Genomic DNA, 23,229 nt, shown 5'->3' with positions numbered 1-23,229 from the left:
GTTTTTATCACGGTTCCTATGTCAGGTATGTGATTGCTGGGATAGGCCTGCGATTGCGCCGATACACAAAGGCCGCGCGGACATTGTTTGCCGGCTCCAAGCCTCATTCCGTTCTTGAGCTGCAGGCCAAGGCCGACGCGCTGATCGCGCGCAGGGACTGGACAGGCCTTGAAGCAAGTATCAATGAAATGGCCATCATGGCTGACCGTTCCCGCAACCCCGAGCTGATGCAGAAGGCAGGACAGGCCTTCGAACGGCTGGGCAACTTCGCCCGGGCGGCCGAGCTTCGGCTTACCGCTCGCCGGCTGCGGAAGGGGAAAAATGCCAACGAGTGGACCGGGGAGAACCTCGGTTCGGATACACTGCTGATCGATCTTGTGGAGGATGACCCGCGCAGCCTTGGCCGGGTTATCCGCCATGCGCGACTGGCCGGCGCCGCCGCTGCCTATGCGCAAAGTGCAACAATTCGGGCAGAGCCGCGGCTCATATCAATTCTGCAGCGAACGTTCCCGAAGGCGACCGTGGTCCCGGCGCAGCAGGATGTGATCGGCGACCAACGTGCGACCTTCGAAGATCTCGCCTGGGTGTTCGGACGCGATGCCGAGAAACTTGCCGCCGACTTCGTGCCGCTGCGAGCAGATCCTGGGCTCGTCGAGACATTCCGCAAGCATTATCGCTCGATCACGGATCTGCCGCTGGTCGGCCTCTCCTGGGGTAGCAAATCCCACACCAAGGATGTGCCTGACTTCCCCGAATGGGCACGGTTCATCGCCCAGACACAAGCGACATTCGTTTCGCTTCAGTACGGACAGATCAAGCCGGCGCTGCGGCGCCTGCGCAATGGCAATGACGCGCGTCTTATCTATGACGACAGCGTTGACCAGATGGTCGATATGGACCGGTTCGCTGCACAGGTCGCAGCGCTCGATGCCGTCGTGACGATCAGCAACACGGCGGCTCATCTATCCGGAGCACTTGGTATTCCGACTATTTTCCTGATCGACGACAATTTTCAGACGGCGTGGCCAGTCATCGGCGATCGAACGCCTTGGTATCCGAAGGGCGTCGTCATTCGTAAGGAAGGGCGCGCGTGGTCGGTGGTGCTCGACGAGGTTGGTCAAAGACTCTCGTCGATCTTGACGACGCATTCCGACGCTGCCTGTTGAGGATCGCCGTGCCGAACAGACGATCCGTCCTTCAAAAAGCAAAAGCTGCGGACCTGCGCCCGCAAGCAGGCGCGGGCAAGCGGCTACAGACGCTTTTTGATCGAGCAAAGGAACTTCTTAAACGGCCCTCGCGTCATGCCAACGAAAGCGTCGAACGGCATATGAGGCTGATGGCGGAGAGCGTCGAGCGAAGCGACTGGAAGGCGGCCCGGGACCATGCGCTGGCACTCGGCCTGCTGGGTGAGCAGCTTGGCGATCGTGGGCTTGTCAAGAAAGCCGGGCGTGGCCTCAGACGTCTCGGCGGCGGGAACCGTGCCTGGCAGTTGATTGCGTCGAGCAAGCAAATGCCAGGCAGGCCCGAATGGGATGGCAGTGATCTTGCGGGTCGCAGGCTTGCCGTCGAGCGCCGCGAAGGCGACCTTGCGATTTTCCTTCAGTTCGCGTCGTTGCTTGGCCCGGTGGTCGCGGCTGCCGAGCGATGCATCGTCTCGGTCGAGCCGCGACTGGTGCCACTCTATCGCCGAACATATCCTGCGCTCGATCTCAGGCTGGAGGAACAGGGGGAGGTGGCGGCGGTGGACGCCGATGTCTTCGCCTGCTTCGAGACACTGGCGAAGCACTTCTGGCCGGATGAACCGGCAGCACGCGCGCCCTTCGTCCCGTTGGAGCCGGACCGCCGATTGGTCGCCGAGTTGCGCAGCACCTACCTCGATCGCGGCCCCGGTCCTCTGATCGGCTTTGCCTGGGGAAGCCTGAACAAGGCCAAGGACCTGCCGGCCCTGGACGATTGGCGGGCGTTGCTCGGCAGCCTGCCGGGACGTTTCGTCAGCCTGCAATATGGCGATGTCGGGCCGGCGCTCTCCGAGTTCGAGCACTGGGTGCCGGGACGCATCATCCATGACGCTTCCGTCGACCAGTTGTCGGATATGGACCGCTTTGCCGCGCAAATCGCTGCGCTCGATGCCGTGGTGACGATCAGCAATACCGGCGCCAATCTGGCGGGGGCGCTTGGCGTCCCAACGGTCGTCATGCTCGACGACGGGTTTCGGCTGTCGTGGCCCGCCTTCGGCGAGACCGTGGCCACATATCCAAGCGTTCGACTGGTCAGAAAAGGCGGCCAGGCATGGGCGTCCGCAATGCAGGAAGCAGGTGGACGGATCAGGCAAATCATCAGTGGAGTTGCTGATGGCCGATAGCCGATTTCTTCTCCGGTTCCGCCGCGCTATCGCGCTTGCCGGCTACAAATACAAGGTTTGGTTCCGCAGTCATCGGCGGCAGCTTTTCCTTCGCTGGCGTGACGGCGATATTGCCGATCAGATGGCGGATTATCGGCGAAGCATCGAGGCGCGCGATTGGTCGGCCGCGCTGCCGAAAGCCCTGGCGCTAGCATCGATCGCGAAGTCGAGGGGCGAGGTACATCTGCTCGACGAGCTCGGCAAGGCGCTGATGCGGATGGGCGCTTACGGCCCGGCGGCCGAACTCAAGATCGCCCGGCGCCATATCGTTGAAGGCCGTGTCGAGCGTGAGTGGCTCGGCCAGGATGTCTCGGGCCAGGTACTGCTCGTCGACCTGATGGAGACCGAGAAGCAGGGGCTGGCCACCGCGATCCATCATGCGAGTTCCGTCGGCCGCGCGCTCGTCCGCGCCGCACGATTGATCGTGCTCGTCGAGCATCGGTTGGTGCCGTTGTTTCAGCGGACATTTCCCATTGCCGATGTGCGGGCTGTCGGTCCCGGGAACAAGGCCGCCTACGCCGAGGCGCAGGCCTTTGCCGGCGTCCAGCATCTGACTGCTGTGTTCGAAACCAATGAGGCGACGATCCGGGAGCATTTCGTCCCGCTTAAACCGGATCCGGCGCGGGTCGCTGAACTTCGCGCCCGCTACAGCGAGGACGGCCGGCCGCTGGTCGGCGTCGCATGGGGCAGCTCCAATCCCGGCAAGGACCTGCCGCCGCTGGCCGCGTGGCGTCCCCTGCTTGGCCGACAGGACCTTCGGTTCGTTTCGCTGCAATATGGCCGGACCGAGTCAGACCTGAAAATCTTGACCGATGGCGACCCGACACGTGTGTTGCACGACCCTACCGTGGATCAGCTTGTCGACATGGACATGTTCGCCGCGCAGGTTGCAGCGATGGACGCCGTCGTAACCATCAGCAACACCGGGGCCCACCTGGCGGGCGCCCTCGGCGTCCCATCGGTCTTCATCCTTGGTGACGGCTTCAAACGTTCGTGGCCAGTGGAGGGCGACCGCACGCCCTACTATCCTTCGGCCGTGCTGGTCTCAAAGCGCGAACGGCCCTGGGCCGAGGTGATGGACGAGGCGCGACACCACATGTGCTCACTCATCGCCTCTAGTTGACTCCGCCACGCCTGGCATCGCGAACGCACTAGGAAGGCCACAGCAGCCAAGTGGTCAAGGGCCTTTTTTTACGGCGAGAACGCTGTAAACTGCCGGCTGGCGGCTGGTTCAAGACTTGGAGGGCGATGCATATCTTTGGGTAGGTCGGGGAACAAGTCGGCTTCTCTTATCAGCGAAGACTTTGTGCAGCGGCTCCTCGCGGTGTACAGGCTTGTGCATCCAGGAAACCTGTTCAGGCGGGGGCGTATCTACGCTCGCGGCAGGGCAGAGACGAGGACGGTCTACTTCGTCCCACACAATCGCAACAATGTTCGTCTGCTGGCTGATGCGGCTCAACTTCTGGTCGACGGCGGCATTCAATGCGTATTCGCGCATATTGACGGATTGAAACGCGGCGGCGTCGCACGCCCTGAACTAAACGCCCGGGGAATGTCGCATATCAGCTTTGCTGAGCTCAAGCGGACGATCAGACCCTGCGACATGCTGGTGACTGGAAATGACTATGCACCGCAATTCTTTAGGCGGTTCATAGATTCTATCAACTTCGGAATGGTCCGTGTGGTCGGCCTCATCGGAGGTGCGAGACTGCTGCAGCCGCATCGATTTGTGAGAGCTGACTACATCCTGTCGATGGGACCGGCAGCGCTGCAGCAACGACGACAACCGACCTACATTGTCGGCTCCCCGGTAATTGAGCGTGCTGTCGAAAACGCGGGCGCCAGGCACGATGAAGGGCTTTTCGTGCTGGTGAACTTCAAGGGGGATATCGAAGACCTCGCAGACCGCCAATCGATTGAAGCGGTGGCAGCCGCATGTGCGAAACTCGGCCTTGCCCATGTCATTAGTGTCCATCCCACGATGTTCGCAAAAGTCGACATGCCGAACAAATCGCCCGTAGACTTCGCACAACTGCTCCCGGACGCCCTGGCGCTAGTAACTCGCCCAAGCACCACGGTTTACGAAGCGATCGCCTGCGGCATTCCGGTGGTGCTCTTTCCGCTGGTTTCGCCGATGGTCGAGTTCGACAGTCCTATGGGCGCTTTCAAACCAACATGGTCGGAGCATCAACTCGTCGACGATATCCTTGCTGCGGTCAGGTCAAGACCGACCTATTTTGAGCAAAGCCGGGACTTCCTCAATGCCAATCTGTCGATTGATCCAAAGATGCCAGCTTCGCAACGGATCGCCAATGCTTTGATCGATATTTACAACCGCTGATTTTGCGCAATCAAAGTGCTCGCAATCGGAGGCCTAAGTTGAGATTGTTGTCCAACTTCTTTGCAAAAAGGCCGCCACTCCTTGTCGTCTCGTTTCCCAAGTCCGGGCGGACGTGGCTGCGCGTAATGCTTGACGATCTGGGCGTCAATGCGGCTTACACGCATGATGGTTCCGACCACAAGGAGCTGCGTGACATTGCACAGATCAGCACCGACAAATCACGCTACAAACGGCAGCGGATCCTATTTCTGACGCGAGACCCCCGCGACACTGTGGTGTCTGGATATTTTCAGGTTTGCAAACGCCATCAGCTGGGAGCAGGTCCGATAGGCGAATGTGTAAGGAGCCCCAAACACGGCGTCGAGAAGATTGCCCTTTTCAATCTGCAGTGGTTCGCAGCCGCAAGTTACATGCGAAAAATTGCGCTTCTGCGCTATGAAGATATGCAGCGGGATACAAACGACGCTTTGCGCAGTGTCGGAAACTTTGTGGGAAAGTCCTTCGACGAGTCCAACCTTGCTGATGTGGTCGTCAGTAGGTCGTTCAAACGAATGCAGCAATCTGAAATCTCAGGAGAACTGGGTGCGCGCTATGGCGGAAAATTGCGACCACGCAATCCTGACGACCCGGAAAGTTTCAAGGTTCGAAAAGGTAAGGTCGGTGGTTATTTGGACTACCTCAGCGTAGATGATGTAGCCTTCTGCGACAATGTACTTGCGCGGCTCGATTACTGGAAGCGGCTCGATGAGGCCTTCCTGCGGCATGGCATATCTTATATCGGCGACAGGGGCAGGTGTGAATTGATCCGATGCATCGGTTTGTCTGCGGATGCGGACATAGCGGCACGACGCCGATAGCTACGATTTTGCCTCATATGCCGATGCCTTTTTTGCCATCTAGGTTCTGCTCTCCGGTTCGAGAAGGCCGAGAAGCAGGTCTGGCTGGCCACAGCGATCCATCATGCGAGTTCTATCGGCCCGCGCGCTCGGCCCGGGCCGATCCCCAGATCACGGCCGCCTACGGCCCTGGGCCGAGGTGATGGACGAGGCGGAGAAGAACATGAGGCGCCTGCTCGAGGCCGCTCGAGCCTGACCGTACAAATCAGCAGGGCGGTTGAGCATCCAGGCAGTTTCCTATACTGGTCTGGCCCGGCTGGCGGAGCCGGCAAAAAGCTTTCGAACCGAAGATCTTCCTGCGGAGCCAATGATGTGCGGATTGTTCGGCGTCTATCGTGCCGAGGGCTTTTCGCCCGACGATATCCATCGTGCCGACCAGGCCCGCGACACGCTTGTGCACCGCGGCCCGAATTATGGCGGCGCACGTGTCACCAGCGATCTCTATCACGGGTTTCGGCGCCTCAGCATTATCGACCTCTCGGCGGCAGGCAATCAGCCCATGGTCAGCGCCGACGGGAAGTTCGCGATCACGGTCAATGGTGAGATCTACAACTATCGCGAGCTCCGCGCCGATCTGATTGCCAAAGGCTGCGTATTCACCTCGCAGTCCGATTCCGAAGTTGTGCTGCATGGCTATCGGGTGTGGGGGCTCGAAGGGCTCTGCGAGAAGCTGGACGGCATGTATGCGGCCGTGATCCATGACGGGGAACGCCGCAAGCTGCATGCGATCCGCGACCGGCCGGGCATGAAGCCGTTCTTCTACTTCCATTCGGGACGCCGATTTGCCTGGGCGTCGGAACTCAAAGCGCTGCAGACCTGGCTCGGCGACGATCTGCCGCCGATCGACGAGACGGCTGTCCTGGACTATCTCGCATGCCGCTATATTCCAGCGCCCAAAAGCCTTTACCGCAATATCTTCAAACTTCCGGCCGCAAGTCGGCTGACATTCGATCTGGAAACCGGCCGCGTCGATGTCGGGCGTTACTGGACCATGCCTACCGAACTCCGCTCGGACAATGACGACCGCCTGGCCGACGGGCTGCGGGACCGCATGCAGGCGAGCGTTGCCGCTCACATGGTGAGCGATGTGCCGGTCGGCTATTTTCTCAGTGGCGGCATAGACTCGGCGATTGTCCTGTCGCATGCCGTTGCGGTGAACCCCACGGCAAAGGCGTTTTCGATCGGCTTCGAAGATCCGAGATTTGACGAGAGCGCGCAGGCGGCCAAGGTCGCGGCGCTGTTCGGCGCCGAACACGCGATCCGGATCCTGCAGCCGACAGAGCTCGATGACGTCTTCGACCGCACGCGGGAATGGTATGACGAGCCGCTTTCCGACAAGGCCGCCATCCCGGCGTTTCGTGTCTGCGAATTTGCCAGCCGCGACAGGACCGTCGTGCTGACGGGCGATGGCGGGGACGAGCTTTTCGGCGGCTATCGCTCATACAAGCGGTTTAGCGGCATTCGCAGGAAGCAACGTTTCGTCCCGTTCGGTTCACAGAGCGGGTGGCGCCTGAAGGACCGCAATTTGCGCCTGATCACCACGCGTGACCCGGTCGAGCTCTCCATCGCCATTGGCTCCGGCAGAACGAGATGGCAGCGCGACGTCTATCGCGAACGCCTTGCCATCGCTGCTGACTATGATGAACTCGCCCATCTCAGGGCGTGGTGGAAGCCGGAACTCGGACCGTTGCGCAGCCTGCAATATCTCGATTTTCATACCAGTCTGCCCAACAATATCCTGACCAAGGTCGATCGGTTGAGCATGTCGGTTTCGCTCGAAGCGCGTATCCCGTTCCTGTCGCGAACGATGATCGAATATGCGTTCAGCCTGCCGGAGTCGTTTCTTTACAAGGATGGCCAGCTTAAGGGCGGGCTTAAATACGCATATCGCAATGTTTTGCCGGCAAGCACGCTCAAACGTAAGAAGCAGGGATTTGGTCTTCCACAAAGCTGGAAGCGAACGGCCGTGGCTTCGCAATCCGAGGAAAGCTATCAGGAGGCGGTATTGTCCGGTTTCCTGAAAGGCGCCAAGTTTTCGAATGCCTCCGCATAGCCATCCTCAAGGCTGCCAGCATTTCTTTTTCGCCGTGACGGAGCGGGGTCGGGCCATGGGAGCACTGCCGACATGGTGATGCGGACCGGATTCATATGCGGCTGCGGTCATAGCGGCACGACGTTGATCGCGACGATCCTCGCAGCCCATCCCGACGTCTACCTGCCGTTCCAGGAAACCAATGTCTTCTTCAAATGGACGCCGCTGGCGATGTTTCGCTATTGGAAGCTGAAGCGCGCGGCGCGCGGTGCCGGAAAGACCTTGCTGCTTGAAAAAACGCCGCGGCATATCCGTCGCGTCGGCCGTATTCGCCGCCTCGTGCCCGGGGCGCGTTTCGTGATGCCGGTGCGGGACGGGCGCGACGTCGTGGCGTCATTGGCCAAGCGTCTTGGCGATCCAAGGGAGGCGCTCGACCGCTGGATCGGCGACAATGCGCTCGTTCTCGCCGAACAAGGACAGCCGGATGTACTGATCTATCGCTACGAGGATCTGGTCGAGGATCCGGCCAAGATCGTCGAGCGCATCTGCGGCTTTCTCAACCTGCCCTTCAGCCCGGACCTGCTCGACTATCACAGGAAGCCGCAGCAATGGTTCAAGCCGGCCGAAGTCGAACTTGAGAAGCAACATACTGTACTCCGCAACCAGCAGGTCAATCAGCCGATCTATGACGGGCGCGGACGATGGAAGACCGACCTTGGTCAGCAGGAATTGGCGGAGCTTACCGAGGGCCGTGGGAAGCCCCTGATGCAGGCTTTCGGGTACCTTTGAGCGATACGCCCGATATTTTCACTCTGGAAGCGCGCGCGGATAGCCAAACTGATCGAAGTCGCGCTCATATGCGCGATAGATGGAATCCGCCAGTTCTGGCGTGAAGTAGTCGGCAAGCCTGCGACGCGAGGAGGTGTGCAGGGGCGGCATCGCCGCGCGCCGCATATCGTCGCCTGCACCGACATGATCGAGAACCCGTTCGAAATCCTTTGCGAAAGTCTCGGTCTTGCCGATGAGGTCGAACGCAACTCCTGGAACTTCGACAATGTCGCTTTGCCTCTGCCAATGTTTGTCGATGCGCCATGTGGACGTCTTGCAGGCAAAGGCGACGAAATCTGCAAAGGACAGGCTCTTGTCAGCGCCGACAGGCAGCGCCGGATCGGCCCGTTCGCGGTGGGCCAGATAGACCTCGACCCTGCCATAGCCAGGCACAAGGGGACGGTCGCGATATTGGTCGGCCCAGCACGACAACAGCCTGGTGTAGGGATTGCGAACGAAGGTAAATCGCAAGGCTTCAGCACTTGTCGCCATGTGGTGGAACTGCACGATGCCATGGCGAGGCGCCTGCAACCGTGACGCCTTTCGGTTGTGGACCTTCCAGTTCTGGTCGCTGCGCCACCCCGACACGGTGTCGTTGCCGATCATGGCTGCAAGGTTGCTTCGAATGCGGCTGCTGGCCGCCTTCGGCGTTGCCAGGTACAGGATCTTGAGTTGCGGGACCACGTCGATCAAGTCGTCCGGCAGGTATGCGGTTGCCACGGCCCTGCGGTAGAAGGCGAGGGCTTCCGGATGCGCCCAGGCAAGAAACGGCTCCCTGACTACGTCGCGAAGGCTTTGCAGCCGTGGCCGCAACGAGCGCTCGAGGCGACGGAATGCGCCGAGCTGGGGTTTGCCCGGCACGACATTATCGGGCGAAACATGGCTGGTCGTCATCGGCAAAAACCCTCGCCTTGAAATCAGTCTACCTGTCGTGGCATAGGCCTGTAAGCAGGCAGACTGTCTTTACCGCATTGCCCTATCCAAGGCTGGCTTACGGCGCTTAATAGACTGCGAAGAAACTCCCGCCAAGTTCGAAAGCTCAATTGAGGTGGATAGAGGCATCGCGCGTCGCACGGGCTTGTCACAGCACGACCAACGCTTCCGGCCCTGGTGCAGGACAATGATCGCCTTTTGTGCTGCGATGTTTTTCCGGGGGTGGGAAGGCGTTAGACAACGCAAATGTTCCGCCAAATTTTTTACATTCAATCTCTAACTTGGCAGCGTCGACAGACTTACGCTATACGCCGCGGTGGGCACGGTAAACGGGGGACGAAACCACTCACGGATCGAGCTCGAATGTGCTGAAACGATTTCGGAAAATCAAAACAAAGGTTGGCCGAACGGTCGCCAAAAGGACCATACCGGCTTCTCCGTTTTACAAGCGATACCCGTATGGCGGCAAATTGACGATACTGACCGCCGATCGGCAAGGATTGTTTGATCCCGATCACGGATTTTTCTACAATCGCATTGCGAAGTCGGCCAACTCTACGGTCACAATAAACTTGGCCCAGCTTAAATTTCGCGAAAAGTTCCAGCTCGCCGGCGCGAAGAAACAATTGCTGCAGAGCGACACCCTGTTGCGTCCGTCGCAATTGACCGTCGATCAGGTTGATTCGATTTCGAACGTGTTCGCGTTCACGTTTGTGCGGAATCCCTACAGCCGCGTGCTGTCGGCCTATTTGGATAAGGTCGCGACGGGAAAGAAAAACATCGGTAAGCGCGGCAATATCCCGACTTTCTGTGAATTTTGTGATCTCCTGGAAGATGGCTGGCTGTATGCGGACCTCCATTGGGCTCCGCAGACATCGTCGCTTGTCATGCCCACGTCCGAGTTTGATTTTATCGGTCGTGTCGAAAATTTCGCCGAGGACTTCCAAAAGGTGTGGGATCGGATCAGTGGCGGCAGGCAAATCAGCAACACCATCCACCGCAGCCAAAGCCGAACGGATGCGACGAGCAAGGCCGACGATTACTATGATAAGAGATCGCGCGGGATCGTCTCTAGCCTCTATGCCGAGGATTTTGAGGCTTTCGGCTACTGACGGCAATGCGCGGCTTCTGCTCGGCGGCGCACAGTCTACCTCAGGAAAACGACACTCCAGTCGATCATGTGCAAATCTTCACGGCGTAGCGAGGTCAAATGGCTCTGTCTCAGCATGATCGGCAGGTCCAAGCCGAACCGACAGTGCCGATCCTGTTCGTGCGCCAGCGTTATGCGCCTTTCGGTGGAGGCGAGATCATGCTGGAAAACATCATGGCCGCGTTCGCGGCGCGTCAGCGGCCGGTGGCCGTGCTCTCCGGCGACTGGCCGCGTAATGAAGGGATAGAGTTCATCCATTGCGCCGGCCGCCGCTTTCCGCGTTCGCTGCGGGCGACGTCCTTTGCTCAAGCCGCCTGCCGCAAGATCGCCGAGATGCCACGGGCGCTGGTGCAGAGCAACGATCGCCTCCCGTGCTGCGATGTCTTCCGGGCCGGGGAGGGCGTTCATGCCGCCTATCTTGCCGAGCGGCGGCGTTTCCAGACGCGGCTTGGCAGGGCGGCAATGGCGCTGAGCCCTTTTCACCGCCAGACGCTGCGCCTCGAGCGCGCAACCTATGCCAGCCCACGGCTCAAAGCTGTCATTGCGATTTCGAAAATGGTCGCAGACGACATTGTCCGTCACTACGATTATCCGGCGGAAAATGTGCACCATATCCCCAACGGCGTGGACCTCGACCGCTTCAATCCGCAACTGCGCCAACAGCATCGGACCGCGGTCCGCGCGCGGCTCGACGTCGACGATAACAGGTCGGTCGTCCTGTTTGTCGGCTCGGGCTTTGCGCGAAAGGGGCTTCTTGCACTGATGAGGGCTGTCGCCAGGCTCGATGGCGAGCCGGAATTGTGGGTCGTCGGCCACGATTCGCGCGCCAACGCCTTCAGGCAGACTGGTGACAGGCTGGGTCTCGGCGCAAGGCTCAAGATGCTGGGGCCGCAAAAGGACATGTTGCCGTGGTACGGCGCGGCCGATATTGCCGTGCTGCCTTCCATCTATGATCCTTTCGGCACGGTGGTGATCGAGGCCATGGCCAGCGGCTTGCCCGCTGTGGTAAGCACCGGCTGCGGAGCGCGCGAGCTTGTCGAGCGGTTCGAGCCGACGCTTGTTTGCGACGCGGCCAGCGAAAGCGACCTCGCTGCAGGGCTCGCGCACGCGCTGCAGTTGTCGTCACGATTTGAGACCGCGACCCGGGTGAGAGCGGCGGCCGAGCATTATGATTTCAACCTCATGATAACGCGAATGATGGCGCTGTATGAAAGCCTTGATCTGAAATGATTTTCGACTTTGTTGGATTAGGTTAGTACCCTCAGTGCGCTAACAGGCCGGGAGCCGATGCTGCAGATACATTCGAATGACAGCGGCAGCTTTGATGCCGGAACCTTCTGACCGTGCCGGTGCTCTCGGTCGTTATCATCACCCGCAATGAGGAGGCGTCCATCGCGCGCTGCCTTCGTTCGGTGGATTTTGCCGACGAAATCGTCGTTCTAGACAATGACAGCAGCGACAGAACCAGGGACATTGCCGGTGATCTCGGAGCCAAGGTTTTGATGACCCTTGATTGGCCCGGTTTCGGCGCGCAAAAAAACCGTGCGCTTGCCGCGGCAACGGGGGATTGGATCCTTTCGCTGGATGCCGATGAGTGGGTGGAGGCGCCGCTCGGTGCGGAAATCAGAGCCGCAATCGCCGACCCAAAAGGCTATGACGGCTTCGAAATACCGAGAAGATCGCGCTTTTGCGGGCATATTGTCCGCCATGGCGGCTGGTCACCCGATCTGGTGCTCAGGCTATTTCGTCACCGCTCCGGGCGCTTCAGCGACGATACCGTGCACGAGAAAGTAGTGGTGAACGGGAAGGTCGGGCGATTGTCCCAGCCGATCGAGCACGACTCCATCGCCGACCTGGCGGATGCCCACGACAAGATTGGCCGGTACGCCGAAGCGTCCGCCGCGCGGCTGCTTGCCGAGGGCAAAAAAAGCTCGATAGGCAAGGCGGTTTTGCGCTCTGTCTGGGCTTATATGCGCAGCTATGTTTTCCGGCTGGGATTTCTGGACGGTTCCACCGGGGCGATGGTTGCCGCTTATTCCGCCAGCTACACCTATCAGAAATGGGCGCGTGTGGCATTGGGGAGCGAGGCCAATTCCACCCGAACCAGCAAGACCGAGGCCAGGACAAATCTGTGAGAAACCGGCTTGGGCGACCGCCATTGTTGCCGAGCCATCGCCAACTAGTTAGTGTACGACCGTTAAAATCGAAAGCCAGGGTAGTGAATATGACTGATGCGTTTAGGGTATTTATCGGATGGGACAGCCGTGAGCCGATCGCGTACGACGTCGCGCGCCACTCGCTGCTCAAACATGCGTCGGCGCCTGTCTCCGTCATTCCGATCAATCAGGACGAGATGCGTAGCCGCGGGCTGTACTGGCGGGAAAAAGACCCGCTCGCCTCAACGGAGTTCACCTACACGCGCTTTCTGACGCCCTTTCTCGCCGGCTACACGGGTTGGGCCCTGTTTTGCGATTGCGATTTCCTGTGGCTCGGTGACGTCGCAGGCCTGCTGAAATATACGGACTCGGACAAGGCGGTCTATTGCGTCCAGCATGACTATACGCCGAAGGCCACGACCAAGATGGATGGCGTGGTCCAGACATCCTATCCTCGGAAAAACTGGTCGTCGTTGATGCTGTTCAATTGCGCGCATCCCTCGGTCAAATCGCTCACGCCAGAGGTCGTGAACCAGGAAAGTGGCGCCTATCTTCACCGAATGCAGTGGGTTGCCGACGAAGATCTGGGCTCATTGCCGGTAGAGTGGAATTGGCTCGAAGGCTGGAACGAAAAGCCTGCTGTCGGCACACCTAAGGCGGTCCACTATACGAGCGGCGGCCCGTGGTTTGCCGAGTGGCAGAATGTCGACTATGCCGATTTGTGGATAGCAGAACGCGACGAATTCCTGGCTTCAGATCAAGCACAATCTTCTCAGAGCGCAGTTCGATAAGCGCCATCGTGTTTGGCAGGTGAGCGCTTCCGAAGTGGAATCGATTTCGTGTCGCGAAGAGCGCAGCAACCAGCCGTCAGACGCTAGGCGTCGACAACAATGCGTGGTGCCGCCTTGGGGCGGGACCGGGGACGGATTGTGCCTAAATCTGGCAGCTCAGGCCGGATAAGATGCCGCACCCAGGTAAGGATCAGCTCGCGGCAATATGATCGGTCTGAGGTCCGTCAGCTCTTTCATCGGCCTAGCCGGCACGCGAAAGTCGACCATGCCGTCACTGCGAAGACGCCTCGATCGTTTCTTGGAAAACCGCGGGCCTAAAATACCGCGGCTGCAGCTGAACCATGTCGAGCGCCTGGCGCTGGTTCGTCGCCATGGCGATTTTTCCCTTGCCTATTCGACCGCCGTGCAGAAGGGGCTTCATTACTTCGGCGATGCCCAGGGCTACATCGCTTACGGCAGCAAAACGCGACATCATTTCGCGCTCGGTGATCCAATGGCTGCCCCGGCCGATCGGCGCGACTATATCAAACGTTTCGTCGAGGTTGCCGGCAGCCCGTGGTTCGTGCAGATCGGCGAACAGACGGCGCGCGTGCTTGCCGGGCTTGGCTATCACGTCAACCGCCTCGGCGTCGACACCAGGCTTGTCCTGCCCGGCCACGACTTTTCCGGAAGGCGCAATGAGACAGTGCGCTATTCCGAACGTTGGCTCTTGAGGAGGGGGTTTTCCTTTGCGGAGGACAACGGGACCGTTTTCCTCGACGAGATTGCCAGGCTCTCCCAGAACTGGCGGGCAGACCGCATCGTCAAGCGCTGGGAGATGAGGTTTCTCAACAGGCCCTTTGCCGATCACCTTGGCATCGACATGCGCCGCTTCGTCCTGCACGGTCCGGATGGAGAGCTCGTTGCCTTGCTGGATTTCGATCCGCTGTTCAGTGACGGCAAGGTCATCGGCTACACCACCTCGTTCAAGCGCAAGCACATCGATGCCTCAGCGCATGCCGAGATCGGCCTGACCAAATTCGCGGTCGACCGCTTTCGCAATGAAGGTGTTTCCGTCGTCACCCTCGGCCTGTCGCCGCTGGTCGAAATCGGACCCAGCGGGTTTGTCGAAAGCGATTTCTGGCGGCGCGCTTTCCAGCGCGCCTATGAATCGTCGTGGGTCAATCGCACCCGCTTCAACCTGCAGGGGCAGGCGGCCTTCAAGCGCCGGTTCCACGGTATCGAAGAGCCAACCTATCTCGCCTTTCGCAAGGGGAGCTTTTTCGAGGCGCTTTCTCTGCTCCGGCTGATCAGGGCCGTCTAGTGCCTGGTGGATGGGGCTCGTCTTCTCCCAGTATGGTCGACCTCTAACCGACCAGGCTTGGTTGTTTAGGTGGGAAAGGAAGGCGCGGCGGGATGCAAAAGACCGGCTGCGAAGCGCCGGACCGTTCTTGCGATCGTCCCCAGTCCCGCCGGGGCACTTTTGGTAGCCCGAGAACGGCTCCACATCAGCGCCAAGGGGTCGGATTCACGGTTGCTGCAGCGTACCGCCAGGAATAACGAGGGTACCTTGGCCTGGCCTTGAGTATCTGAAGCCTATGAAGAACAAAGCAACGATGATCAAACAAATGACGATGACCGCGACGACGCTGCCAGGACGGTGTCCGGTATCTGGCGGTTGGACCATTGCCTTCCCGCATGGCTATCGCCGTTGACCTTCTTCATTCTCCAGCCGAGCATGACGACTGTCAATGGATGCAGGAGTTGCGCCCGTCATCTGTTGCGCAAAATGTTTCCCGTGGGTTAGTGGCAGCGCGTTGAGTTGGCCAAATGATCGATCAACCTCTCCCCGTTCACGGGAGAGGGTATCGTCCTTCGACGAACTCGCGAGGCAGGTGGGCGGCGCGGACTCAACCAATATTACGGGAAGACCGCCGCGTATTCGCTGCGGAAATCCCCGATGACGTCGTCGACCGTCATGTCGGGGTCGCCCTGGAATGTGTACATCGTATTCCACACCGAGTTCAGCCAGTCGGTGTCGGATATGTTGAAAGGATTCTGGACGCTGAAGCCGGGCTTTTTCAGCGAGTCGAGGACGAGCTGGTTGCAGGCGTCGAGCTTGTCGGTCGGAACGTCCAGGCGCACCGGGCTCGATCCCTTGATGGAAGCGAACTCGGCGTTGATCTTGGGGTCGACGACGGTACCGGCGAAGTCGAGCTCTGCCTTGAGCACGTCATCGGGCTGGCCGCCGAGGATGCCGAACGCATCCACCGTCACCGATAGCGCCTTGGTGCCGGGAATGTTGATGCAGCCGAAATCCTCGCCGAGCACCTTCTTGTTGGCCTTCCACTGATCCTTCATCCAGTCGCCATGGATCTGCATGAGCGTCTTGCCCGAAATGACCGTGCTGGTCGTCTCGTTCCATTGCCGGTTCACCCAGCCCGCGTCGGCCTGGCTGGTGATCTTGCGGAACATGTCGATCGCGTCGCGCAGGCCTTTCTCGTCGAACACAGTCTTGTCAGGCGTTTCACCATAGAAGCGGTTGTATATGTCCGGGCCGGCGACGGCAGCGACCAGGGCATGAAAGAGATAGCCGGCCTGAAACGCGTCCATATCGACGGGATGATCTACTACAACAAGAAGGTCGCCGCCGAGGGCCGGCGTCGACCCGACCAAATGGGCCTCGCTCGACGATATGTTCGCCGACATGAAAAAGGTCCAGCAGGCCGGCTTCACCTTCATCGGAGTGGGCGGCAACACGGCCCGAACGAGTGGCCTATCTGGCACGATGATCCCAGGGAAGATCCGCGGCTGCGCTACGCGCTGGCGCCGCTGCGCCACGATGTTGCGCTCGCCCGTTATCTTGAGAAGCAGCGGGCCGATCGAGACTCAATGGTGCGCTCGTTCGATCTCCGGACCACGATTGTGCTGATCGCAGATGCCTGGAGGCATTTCCTCAGACGCGTGGTCGCTCGCTGGTGCGCCAACTGCTTTAGTGAGTTCGACCCTCCCATCAGCCATCTGTAAGCCGGGATCTGGGAAACCTTGGCCCGTCGATCACGGCCGATCGCCTGAGGCCTGAAGCCCTTAGACCCGTCGGCTCTTCGGCTGTCGTCCGCGCGCATGACAGGTCAGGGCGCCTGTCCGTGCCAGGATGCCCGAGATGAGAGCGCAAGGACCGGAGGACGTTATGGACATCTACAGTCTCGCCGCCACACACATTCACACCGCCGCCCGACCGGGGCCGATGAGTGCCTGGGCGGAGGACCGCTACTACTCGGACCAAATTGCGTGGCCGCACCTGAACCAGGGACTGCTTGGGTCGATCGCGATGACGGCCGGCGTGATCCTGATCCTTGGCATAACCCTTATCTGAGGCATGTCATGTTACGAGATGTCAGCCATGTTATGCTGCGACCCGACCTCATCGGAGATCATGGGATGGACGAAAGCGAGGCCGACAAGGCCGCGATCCTGGCTGTGATCCCGTGGCGAGACCGAGGCTTGGCTGCAGCGGGACTTCGAGGCGTTGGCGAGCCACTGGGTGCAGTCGCCGCAGACCCGGCGCATGGAGGCCTTTGCCTCGCTGGGTATCCGGGTAGACGAAGGCTGGGACGCGATCTCCGCGCGACTTAGGAAGATCGTGGAGCGGTTCCCGGAGAAAAAGGCCTTCGCGGAGCGCGTCCGGTGGGAGAAGGTCAACGTCATCGTCAGCGGGAATATGGCATGGATCACCTACGACCAGATCGGGACCGATACCGGCGATGATCTGAAGCGCGTGCTCAAAATCATGCATCGGACCGAAGGTGTCTGGAAAATCGGCTGCATGGTGATGATGGAGAGCACCGTTGAACAGGCGACCTGTCCGCTGGTCGAGGTCGACGCCGATGCGCGGATCTTATGGATGAACCGGCTGGCGCGGGAGCGGATGCGTAGCCATCCAGGGCTTATCGTCAGCGCTGGGCGCCTACGCGCCAAACGGCGCGAGCGCGACTTAGCGCTTCGTGACACTGTGAGCCGGGCTTTTGACGAGCTACAGGGCCAGAGACCGCTGAGCGTCGCGCCGAAGCAGGCCTGGGCGGTGGCACTTGGCGAGGACGCGGCGGGGGTGCCGCTCCATTGCTGGGTCTTGCTTGAGGACGGCAAGGCGCTGGTCTCGTTCGACGATGCTGAGATTGTCGCACGCCGGGTCGATGTGGCGCGGGAGATCTTTGGTCTCTCACCCGCGCAGGTCAAACTTGCCCGCCTGATCGTCGATGGTCACGACCTGGAGAGCGCCGCAGATCTCCTTGCAGTCAGCATCAATACTCTGCGCACCCAGCTGCAGCGCATTTTCGACAAAACCGGGGTGCGTAGCCAGGCGGCACTGATGCGTTCGCTGCTCAGCGCCGAGGCGCCGAACAAGTAGCACGGCGGTGGCATCCCGCGGCTGAGCGGCACCACCTCCTAAGGCAATGTGTCGGCCCGCCACAGTTTCAGAACAGTTTCAGCGCACCTTCAGGACATACGGATGGAATGGCGGCAGGCTGCTTGCACCGGCTGGAGCCAGGCCCTGTGTCCGTAGTCGGCCCAGACAGGCTTAACGCAGAGCGAAAAGAGATGTCGAAGCTGCATGCCAATCTTCTGCTTCTGTTCGTCGCGGCCCTGTGGGGCTTCGGCAATATCCAGCAGAATCTCGATCCGCTGAGCGCGGTCGGCATGCGTTGTCTGATTGGCGGACTGCTGGTGCTGCCGCTGATATTTCGGGAAGGGCGGATGATCATGGCCCTTTCGATCGCGCTGCAGCAGATCGGCTATCTCGACACTTCGGTCACCAACGCCAGTTGCGCTTAAACGTATCGGCAATCGCCTGTCGCGCTACTGGAGAGTGCCGGTGTCTTGGGACCGGACGGCCACCGTCACGGGCGAGGTGTTGGGGACGCGTGAGACCAGCGGGGAAGCCGCCCCCTGCCGGTCGATGAGCGCATCGACTTTATCGCCAGGGCGGAAGGCCGGCGCCTGATCGAGGGGCTGATGCAGCTTCCTCCACGGGTGCGTGGTCGCGTGGCAACCGTGATCGCCGCATTGGGGGAGGAATTGGGGCTCGAGACGCTTGCGGCTGTCTCCTATCTCCATGCCCGTTGATATGAATTCAAGTCGCAGCCCAGTGCAGGAACTCCTCGAGATCGTATGAACTGCCAGCTTCGTCGGTGAACGGCGGTATCGCCCGGGCAAGCGAAACAGTTTCGCCTTGTCTGGCTTGGCTGAGAAGATTTCTAAGCACCAGGAACGGAAGGCGCCGGAGCGTGACCGCGTTCAGCTTTTCCCGCGCCTCATCGCGTCCCCAGCTTGCGGAGCCCCTGACCCGCGCTTCGGTGCGGAACAGCGCCTGCGCGATATTCGGGACGTGAGCCTGAAGCTTGCTCAACTCGTCAAAGACAGCCTTTACCTGCGGATCCTGAAACAGATCGCTCGGATGGGGCAGCTCGTCCTCGTCGAAAGCATGACCCATCATCTTTTCATAGTGCAGCCGAATGTCGGTTCCGAGATACGGCGTCATATGTGAAAAGATATGCTCCCATGGCACATGGTAGTCGAGATTGTTCCTCTCGATCATGTCGACGTTGCGCCTGAGGTCATTCAGATTTGCCTCCGCATCGAACATGATGAAATCAAAAATCAGCTGTATTCCATGACTCTTCAGAAGATGCAGCGCCTCGTCGTTCTGCTCGGGCGTGGTGTCTTTCGCAAACCGCTTCAACGCGTCCCTGCTGCCACTTTCGATACCCAGTTCGACAGCTCTCAATCCAAGCCTCTGCAGCTCGGAAAGCAGGCTCTTGCCCTTGATCAGCTGGTTCACCCTCGTGGAAAAGCTGAAGGTGATGTCCGCTCGATAGCAGTGAAGCGATTCCGCCACTTCCAGCGCCCGCTTGGCGTTTACGAAGAAGTTGGCGTCCAGAAAGTAGATGTGTCCGTATTCGAGCCCATTCCTGGCTTCCAGCTCCTTCAGATCGGACACGACCTTGGCCGCGCTCGCTTTTCGCCATTGCCGGCCGATCAGGATGATCGCGCAGAACGAGCAGCTATATGGGCAACTCCTGCTCGAGACCAGGCCCACCGCACGCTTTCGCGTTCCGCTTACCCTGTCGAAGTAGAACAACGGGTTCTCTTCGGTTTCGGACTGGAAATCGAAGGCAGGGGCCGGCAGGTCATCCAGGTTTTCCAGGCGGCTTCTGTCGGGCGCTATGACGCTGCGGCCACCGCTCATGTAGGAAATGCCGCTGATTCCGCTCAGCGGAAGCTTGCAGCGGAGTGCCTCGATGACTTCCAGAAGGGTCTCCTCGCCTTCGTTTCTCACGACGAGGTCGATTTCTGGATGCCTTTCGAAAAGCGTGGCATGGGCTGCGCTCGCGTGCGGACCGCCGCCCACGACCACGCAGTGCGGGTTTCGAGCCTTAACGGCTTCGGCCAGCCGATAAGCGGCCTTGGCGTTTATGTTGTAGAAAGAGAGACCGACCACGGGATAGTCCGCAAGCCGATACCGCTCGACGATCTCGGTCGGATTCATTGAAGAATCGGAGAAGTCGAAACCGTTGGCGCGTACGCCCCGGTCGGCGAGAAACGCTCCGAGGTAGCTCAACCCGAGTGGCCGCATGCTGCGCTCGCCGTCAGCCGAACCATACGGCACATTCACCAGCGCGATTTCCGTGGCTTTCTCCCGGCGTGCCAACCCGAATTCCTCACATCAATGCCGCGCTACCATCCGGGAGTTATTTGCGCATCGATGCACGTAATTTCCTGCAAGCGCGACGCTTTTCTGTCTTCACCCGGCACGACAATGTTCTCGCTCACCAAAAGCCTCAGCAGCGATTCGACCTCATTCTCTTGGAACGTACCGCTCTTCAAAAGGCGGCCGGCCTTCGGTATGCCGACAAGCGCCTCGAGCATACGGGCGCTCCCCGAATTCAATCTCAATATCGTGCCTTTCGTTGCGATGACGATGTCTTCCTCTTCTCGGCGCCAGTAGGCATCGGAGGCCAGATGCCAACGCAGCGATCTCAGCTCTTTCGCGGAGCGTTTCGGCACGGCTGTTGGCTCATTTCTTCTTGGGAGCCGGCTTAACGTCCGCACGACCGGCAACTATAATAAAATCCTCCCCACCAATTTCTATCTTAGCAACGGAAGGATCATTCTTTTCTTCGTCGGTTGCCTCGTCCTCCGGGATGATCGTCACTTTTACTGATATATTTACCCTGCTGATCCGGCGGCTCTTCTTGACCATCCAATCCTCCTGCAATTAGGGCCAGTATATATCAGAAGAAGCTAATAAACATTGCACGACCCCCGGTGGCTGTCAAGACGACGGCTAAACTGGTGCGACGGATTTGCTTGTTACGAAGTAAGAATACTCAGCGCCCTGCGGTTCTCGGTCCAGTCGGCGCTCAACTGCGCGCGGCCTCGGCGGCCCTCAACCTCTCCTCAGCAGTTGCGATCAGGGACTGATACCGTGGATGACGGTGCAGGGGGTCGAGGTCGTTGTCATTCTTGACCCAATTCACGAATTGGGCGGGTATCCTACCGATGCAGGATTCCAATAGATCGAAAGCCTCGTCCAACTCCCCGACTTGAGCCATGGCGCAGGCTACATTGTACTGTTCCAGCGTGTCGTCGGGATCGACGACGATGAGCGCGCGCGAAATCCATTCCTTGGCACGCTCGACCTCCCCCAGGTAAGCCAATGCGAGAGCGCCGCTCCCCACCGCATGAGCGTTGTCGGGGCGTACCGCGATCTCCATTTCGGCGCGTTCCACCGACTGTCGCGCCGCAGTGAGGCTTTCGTTGTGCCAGCCGAGCGCCCGGCAGCTCTGGGCTACAAAGCCGGGGGAAACATAGTCCGTATCGAGAAGCTCAGCAGCTCGCTCGAAATGCCTAATCGCCGCTTCATGGTCACCGAATCGTATGTGAGTGCGGCCGAAACAGTAGCGGACGTCATAGGAGTCCGGATCGAGCCGCAGCGACTCCTCGTGCTCCGTGATAGCCTCCTCGTAGCGGCCGAGCTCGCCCAGGATCCGCCCCTTGGCGGCGTGGGCCTCTGCTAATGTCGGATCCAGCGAAAGGGCCCTCTCAGCGGCTGACATGCCCGAGTCCTGCGACATTCCAGCGAGATACCGATCCGCTTGGTAAAGCGCGAGCATGGCCCATGCCTGGGCGTAGTTGGGGTCGATTTCCACGGCACGCCGACAGAATCGGAGAGCTATTTCCACCTGCCGCGGCCCATGCTGCAGGTAATGCCGGCCCAGCAGATAGAGCTGGTAGGCGCGGGGATCATTGGTCGCGCGGTGTTCGATCGCCCGCCTCTCGGCCGGCAACAGCTTGACCTTCAATGCGGCAACAATGGCCTGCGCAATCTGATCCTGCAACGCGAAGATGTCGTTCAGATCGCGGTCGTATCGCTCTGCCCAGATATGATCGCCTCTGGCTCCATCAATCAGCTGCGCGGCAATGCGCACCCGCCCACCGGCCTTGCGGACGCTGCCCTCGACAACGTGAGTAACCTCCAACTGCCTGGCAAGTTGCCCCACATCGACGGCCTTGCCCTTGAAAGTGAAAGCGGTATTGCGGGCGGTGACGGAGAGCGTGGAAACCTTGGACAGGTCGATGATGATGTCCTCCGTAATGCCATCGCTGAAATACTCCTGCTCGGCATCGCCGCTCATGTTGATGAAAGGCAGGACGCAAATCGCAGGCCGCACCGGTCTGGCGCTCGAACGCTCCGCTCTGGGATTTTGTGCTCCACTCGCCTCAACAAGGCTTACCCCGAAAACGCGGATGGGGCGTTCGCCGTCCTTGACGACGTGCTCTCCGAAATCGCCGAACGTCACGGCGAGCCTTCCCGCTATGTGGTCGCGAACAGTCTGGGAAACGACAACGCTTCCAGGGCTGGCCAACGTCTGGAGCCGGGCAGCCACGTTGACACCCTCGCCGTAAAGGTCGTCCCCGTCGACGATCAGATCGCCCAGATTGACCCCGATCCGGAAGCGTATCCGCTGGGATTCCTCCAGATCGGACTGGCACTCGGCGGTTGCCCGCTGGATACCCAGGGCGCAACTCACAGCCGCAACGACGCTCGCGAACTCTACGAGCAAACCGTCGCCCATGAGCTTGACGACCCGCCCCCCGTGTTTCTGGATCTCGGGCAGGACAAGCGTGCTGCGATTGTTTCGCAAACGCTCAAGGGTTCCTGCTTCATCAAGCTCCATCAGTCGGCTGTAGCCGACCACATCGGCGCTCAAAATCGCTGCAAGCCGGCGTTGGACGCTTTCTCCTACCATGTGATGCCTCTGTTCCTGGAGGCCAGACTGGATTGTATGGACGGTCGGGTCAGGAGTCTATCCGAGCGGAAGGTGTACTGCCTCAAGTTCGTCTGCGGCGAGATCGGCACCGAGTCCCAAAGGCGGACCACACCTGGGAAACAGACGTCGCTTATAGTGCCGAATGGGCCCCCAGACAGTTCTCTCTTTTGTTCGGGCGCACGCTTCGGAAAACTGGTTCAACTCAATAGGTTGGAAATTTGGCGCGCCCGAAGAGATTCGACTCCTGACCCCCAGATTCGTAGTCTGGTTTGAACTTTCGGCTATCGCTGCAATCCGAATATGCAAGCGGCCATCGCGCTAGGCAGCACGGCTCGCCAGCACTGAGTGGAGCGCCTCGGGCTTAAGGTGCGTATACCGCTTCAGCATTTT

20 protein-coding genes, 1 tRNA gene and 1 pseudogene are annotated in these 23,229 nt (G+C 59.8%); 15 read left to right on the top strand and 7 right to left on the bottom strand.

Annotated features, from left to right (window positions below; genetic code table 11):
* The first annotated feature begins 53 nt into the window (after positions 1-53).
* From NKI22_RS16230 to NKI22_RS16200, 7 genes are all read left to right on the top strand, one after another.
* Positions 54-1,166 (top strand): glycosyltransferase family 9 protein, encoded by a 1,113-nt coding sequence (locus NKI22_RS16230; RefSeq protein WP_352850895.1) that lies wholly within the window; start codon positions 54-56, stop codon positions 1,164-1,166.
* A 161-nt stretch (positions 1,167-1,327) separates the two neighbouring features.
* Positions 1,328-2,362, top strand: a complete 1,035-nt coding sequence (locus tag NKI22_RS16225) for a glycosyltransferase family 9 protein (protein ID WP_352494619.1) — start codon at positions 1,328-1,330, stop codon at positions 2,360-2,362.
* Positions 2,352-3,524, top strand: coding sequence for a glycosyltransferase family 9 protein (locus NKI22_RS16220; protein ID WP_352716633.1), 1,173 nt, complete (start codon positions 2,352-2,354; stop codon positions 3,522-3,524). Before NKI22_RS16225 ends, NKI22_RS16220 begins: the two co-directional genes overlap by 11 nt.
* Before the next feature lie 201 nt (positions 3,525-3,725).
* Positions 3,726-4,742: a hypothetical protein gene (locus NKI22_RS16215; protein WP_352640889.1), complete on the top strand. Its 1,017-nt coding sequence runs from the start codon at positions 3,726-3,728 to the stop codon at positions 4,740-4,742.
* Between the two features lie 2 nt (positions 4,743-4,744).
* Entirely contained in the window at positions 4,745-5,599 is an 855-nt protein-coding gene (locus NKI22_RS16210; RefSeq protein WP_353040565.1) for a sulfotransferase domain-containing protein, read from the top strand.
* 349 nt (positions 5,600-5,948) lie between these two features.
* Positions 5,949-7,691, top strand: coding sequence for an asparagine synthase (glutamine-hydrolyzing) (gene asnB / locus NKI22_RS16205; RefSeq protein ID WP_352816192.1), 1,743 nt, complete (start codon positions 5,949-5,951; stop codon positions 7,689-7,691).
* Positions 7,692-7,763: 72 nt separating this feature from the next.
* Positions 7,764-8,459 (top strand): sulfotransferase family protein, encoded by a 696-nt coding sequence (locus tag NKI22_RS16200; RefSeq protein WP_352958597.1) that lies wholly within the window; start codon positions 7,764-7,766, stop codon positions 8,457-8,459.
* An 18-nt stretch (positions 8,460-8,477) separates the two neighbouring features.
* Here NKI22_RS16200 and NKI22_RS16195 read toward each other — a convergent pair whose 3' ends face one another.
* A complete protein-coding gene (locus NKI22_RS16195; RefSeq protein ID WP_023717683.1) occupies positions 8,478-9,392 on the bottom strand; it encodes a sulfotransferase family protein in 915 nt (304 codons plus the stop codon).
* A 509-nt stretch (positions 9,393-9,901) separates the two neighbouring features.
* Here NKI22_RS16195 and NKI22_RS16190 point away from each other — a divergent pair.
* The 5 genes from NKI22_RS16190 to NKI22_RS16170 all read left to right on the top strand — a co-directional run bounded on the left by NKI22_RS16190 (position 9,902) and on the right by NKI22_RS16170 (position 14,831).
* On the top strand, positions 9,902-10,543 hold the full coding sequence (locus NKI22_RS16190; RefSeq protein WP_023717682.1) for a sulfotransferase family protein: 642 nt from the start codon (positions 9,902-9,904) through the stop codon (positions 10,541-10,543).
* 98 nt (positions 10,544-10,641) lie between these two features.
* The gene (locus NKI22_RS16185; protein WP_352816190.1) at positions 10,642-11,811 is read left to right on the top strand and encodes a glycosyltransferase family 4 protein; all 1,170 of its coding nucleotides are present in this window, start codon (positions 10,642-10,644) and stop codon (positions 11,809-11,811) included.
* Between the two features lie 113 nt (positions 11,812-11,924).
* Positions 11,925-12,716, top strand: a complete 792-nt coding sequence (locus NKI22_RS16180) for a glycosyltransferase family 2 protein (RefSeq protein ID WP_352482628.1) — start codon at positions 11,925-11,927, stop codon at positions 12,714-12,716.
* 89 nt (positions 12,717-12,805) lie between these two features.
* Positions 12,806-13,528 carry a glycosyltransferase gene (locus NKI22_RS16175; protein ID WP_352640883.1) on the top strand — a complete coding sequence of 241 codons (723 nt, stop codon included), beginning with the start codon at positions 12,806-12,808 and terminating at the stop codon, positions 13,526-13,528.
* A 265-nt stretch (positions 13,529-13,793) separates the two neighbouring features.
* Positions 13,794-14,831 (top strand): phosphatidylglycerol lysyltransferase domain-containing protein, encoded by a 1,038-nt coding sequence (locus tag NKI22_RS16170; RefSeq protein WP_352816188.1) that lies wholly within the window; start codon positions 13,794-13,796, stop codon positions 14,829-14,831.
* 596 nt (positions 14,832-15,427) lie between these two features.
* Here NKI22_RS16170 and NKI22_RS16165 read toward each other — a convergent pair.
* Entirely contained in the window at positions 15,428-16,216 is a 789-nt protein-coding gene (locus NKI22_RS16165; protein ID WP_352816187.1) for an extracellular solute-binding protein, read from the bottom strand.
* A gap of 481 nt (positions 16,217-16,697) precedes the next feature.
* Here NKI22_RS16165 and NKI22_RS16160 point away from each other — a divergent pair, with 481 nt between their 5' ends.
* The 3 genes and pseudogenes from NKI22_RS16160 (at position 16,698) to NKI22_RS16150 (ending at position 18,340) form a co-directional block, all read left to right on the top strand.
* Positions 16,698-16,883 carry a hypothetical protein gene (locus NKI22_RS16160; protein ID WP_352816186.1) on the top strand — a complete coding sequence of 62 codons (186 nt, stop codon included), beginning with the start codon at positions 16,698-16,700 and terminating at the stop codon, positions 16,881-16,883.
* Positions 16,884-16,891: 8 nt separating this feature from the next.
* Positions 16,892-17,915, top strand: a pseudogene (locus NKI22_RS16155) (LuxR family transcriptional regulator).
* 191 nt (positions 17,916-18,106) lie between these two features.
* On the top strand, positions 18,107-18,340 hold the full coding sequence (locus NKI22_RS16150; RefSeq protein ID WP_352640873.1) for a hypothetical protein: 234 nt from the start codon (positions 18,107-18,109) through the stop codon (positions 18,338-18,340).
* A 298-nt stretch (positions 18,341-18,638) separates the two neighbouring features.
* Here NKI22_RS16150 and NKI22_RS16145 read toward each other — a convergent pair whose 3' ends face one another.
* From NKI22_RS16145 to NKI22_RS16125, 5 genes are all read right to left on the bottom strand, one after another.
* Positions 18,639-20,216 carry a B12-binding domain-containing radical SAM protein gene (locus tag NKI22_RS16145; RefSeq protein ID WP_352816184.1) on the bottom strand — a complete coding sequence of 526 codons (1,578 nt, stop codon included), beginning with the start codon at positions 20,214-20,216 and terminating at the stop codon, positions 18,639-18,641.
* Between the two features lie 26 nt (positions 20,217-20,242).
* A complete protein-coding gene (locus NKI22_RS16140; protein ID WP_352640869.1) occupies positions 20,243-20,434 on the bottom strand; it encodes a hypothetical protein in 192 nt (63 codons plus the stop codon).
* 148 nt (positions 20,435-20,582) lie between these two features.
* Positions 20,583-20,768, bottom strand: coding sequence for a hypothetical protein (locus NKI22_RS16135; RefSeq protein WP_352816180.1), 186 nt, complete (start codon positions 20,766-20,768; stop codon positions 20,583-20,585).
* Between the two features lie 160 nt (positions 20,769-20,928).
* Positions 20,929-22,818 carry an adenylate/guanylate cyclase domain-containing protein gene (locus tag NKI22_RS16130; RefSeq protein WP_352816178.1) on the bottom strand — a complete coding sequence of 630 codons (1,890 nt, stop codon included), beginning with the start codon at positions 22,816-22,818 and terminating at the stop codon, positions 20,929-20,931.
* A gap of 240 nt (positions 22,819-23,058) precedes the next feature.
* A tRNA-OTHER gene (locus NKI22_RS16125) sits at positions 23,059-23,127 on the bottom strand.
* Positions 23,128-23,229 lie beyond the last annotated feature (102 nt).

It is taken from the genome of Mesorhizobium sp. M0778, assembly GCF_040320105.1.
Classification (GTDB): domain Bacteria; phylum Pseudomonadota; class Alphaproteobacteria; order Rhizobiales; family Rhizobiaceae; genus Mesorhizobium.
Note: the sequence above shows the minus strand (reverse complement) of the source record. Positions and strands in the feature narration are given on the sequence as shown.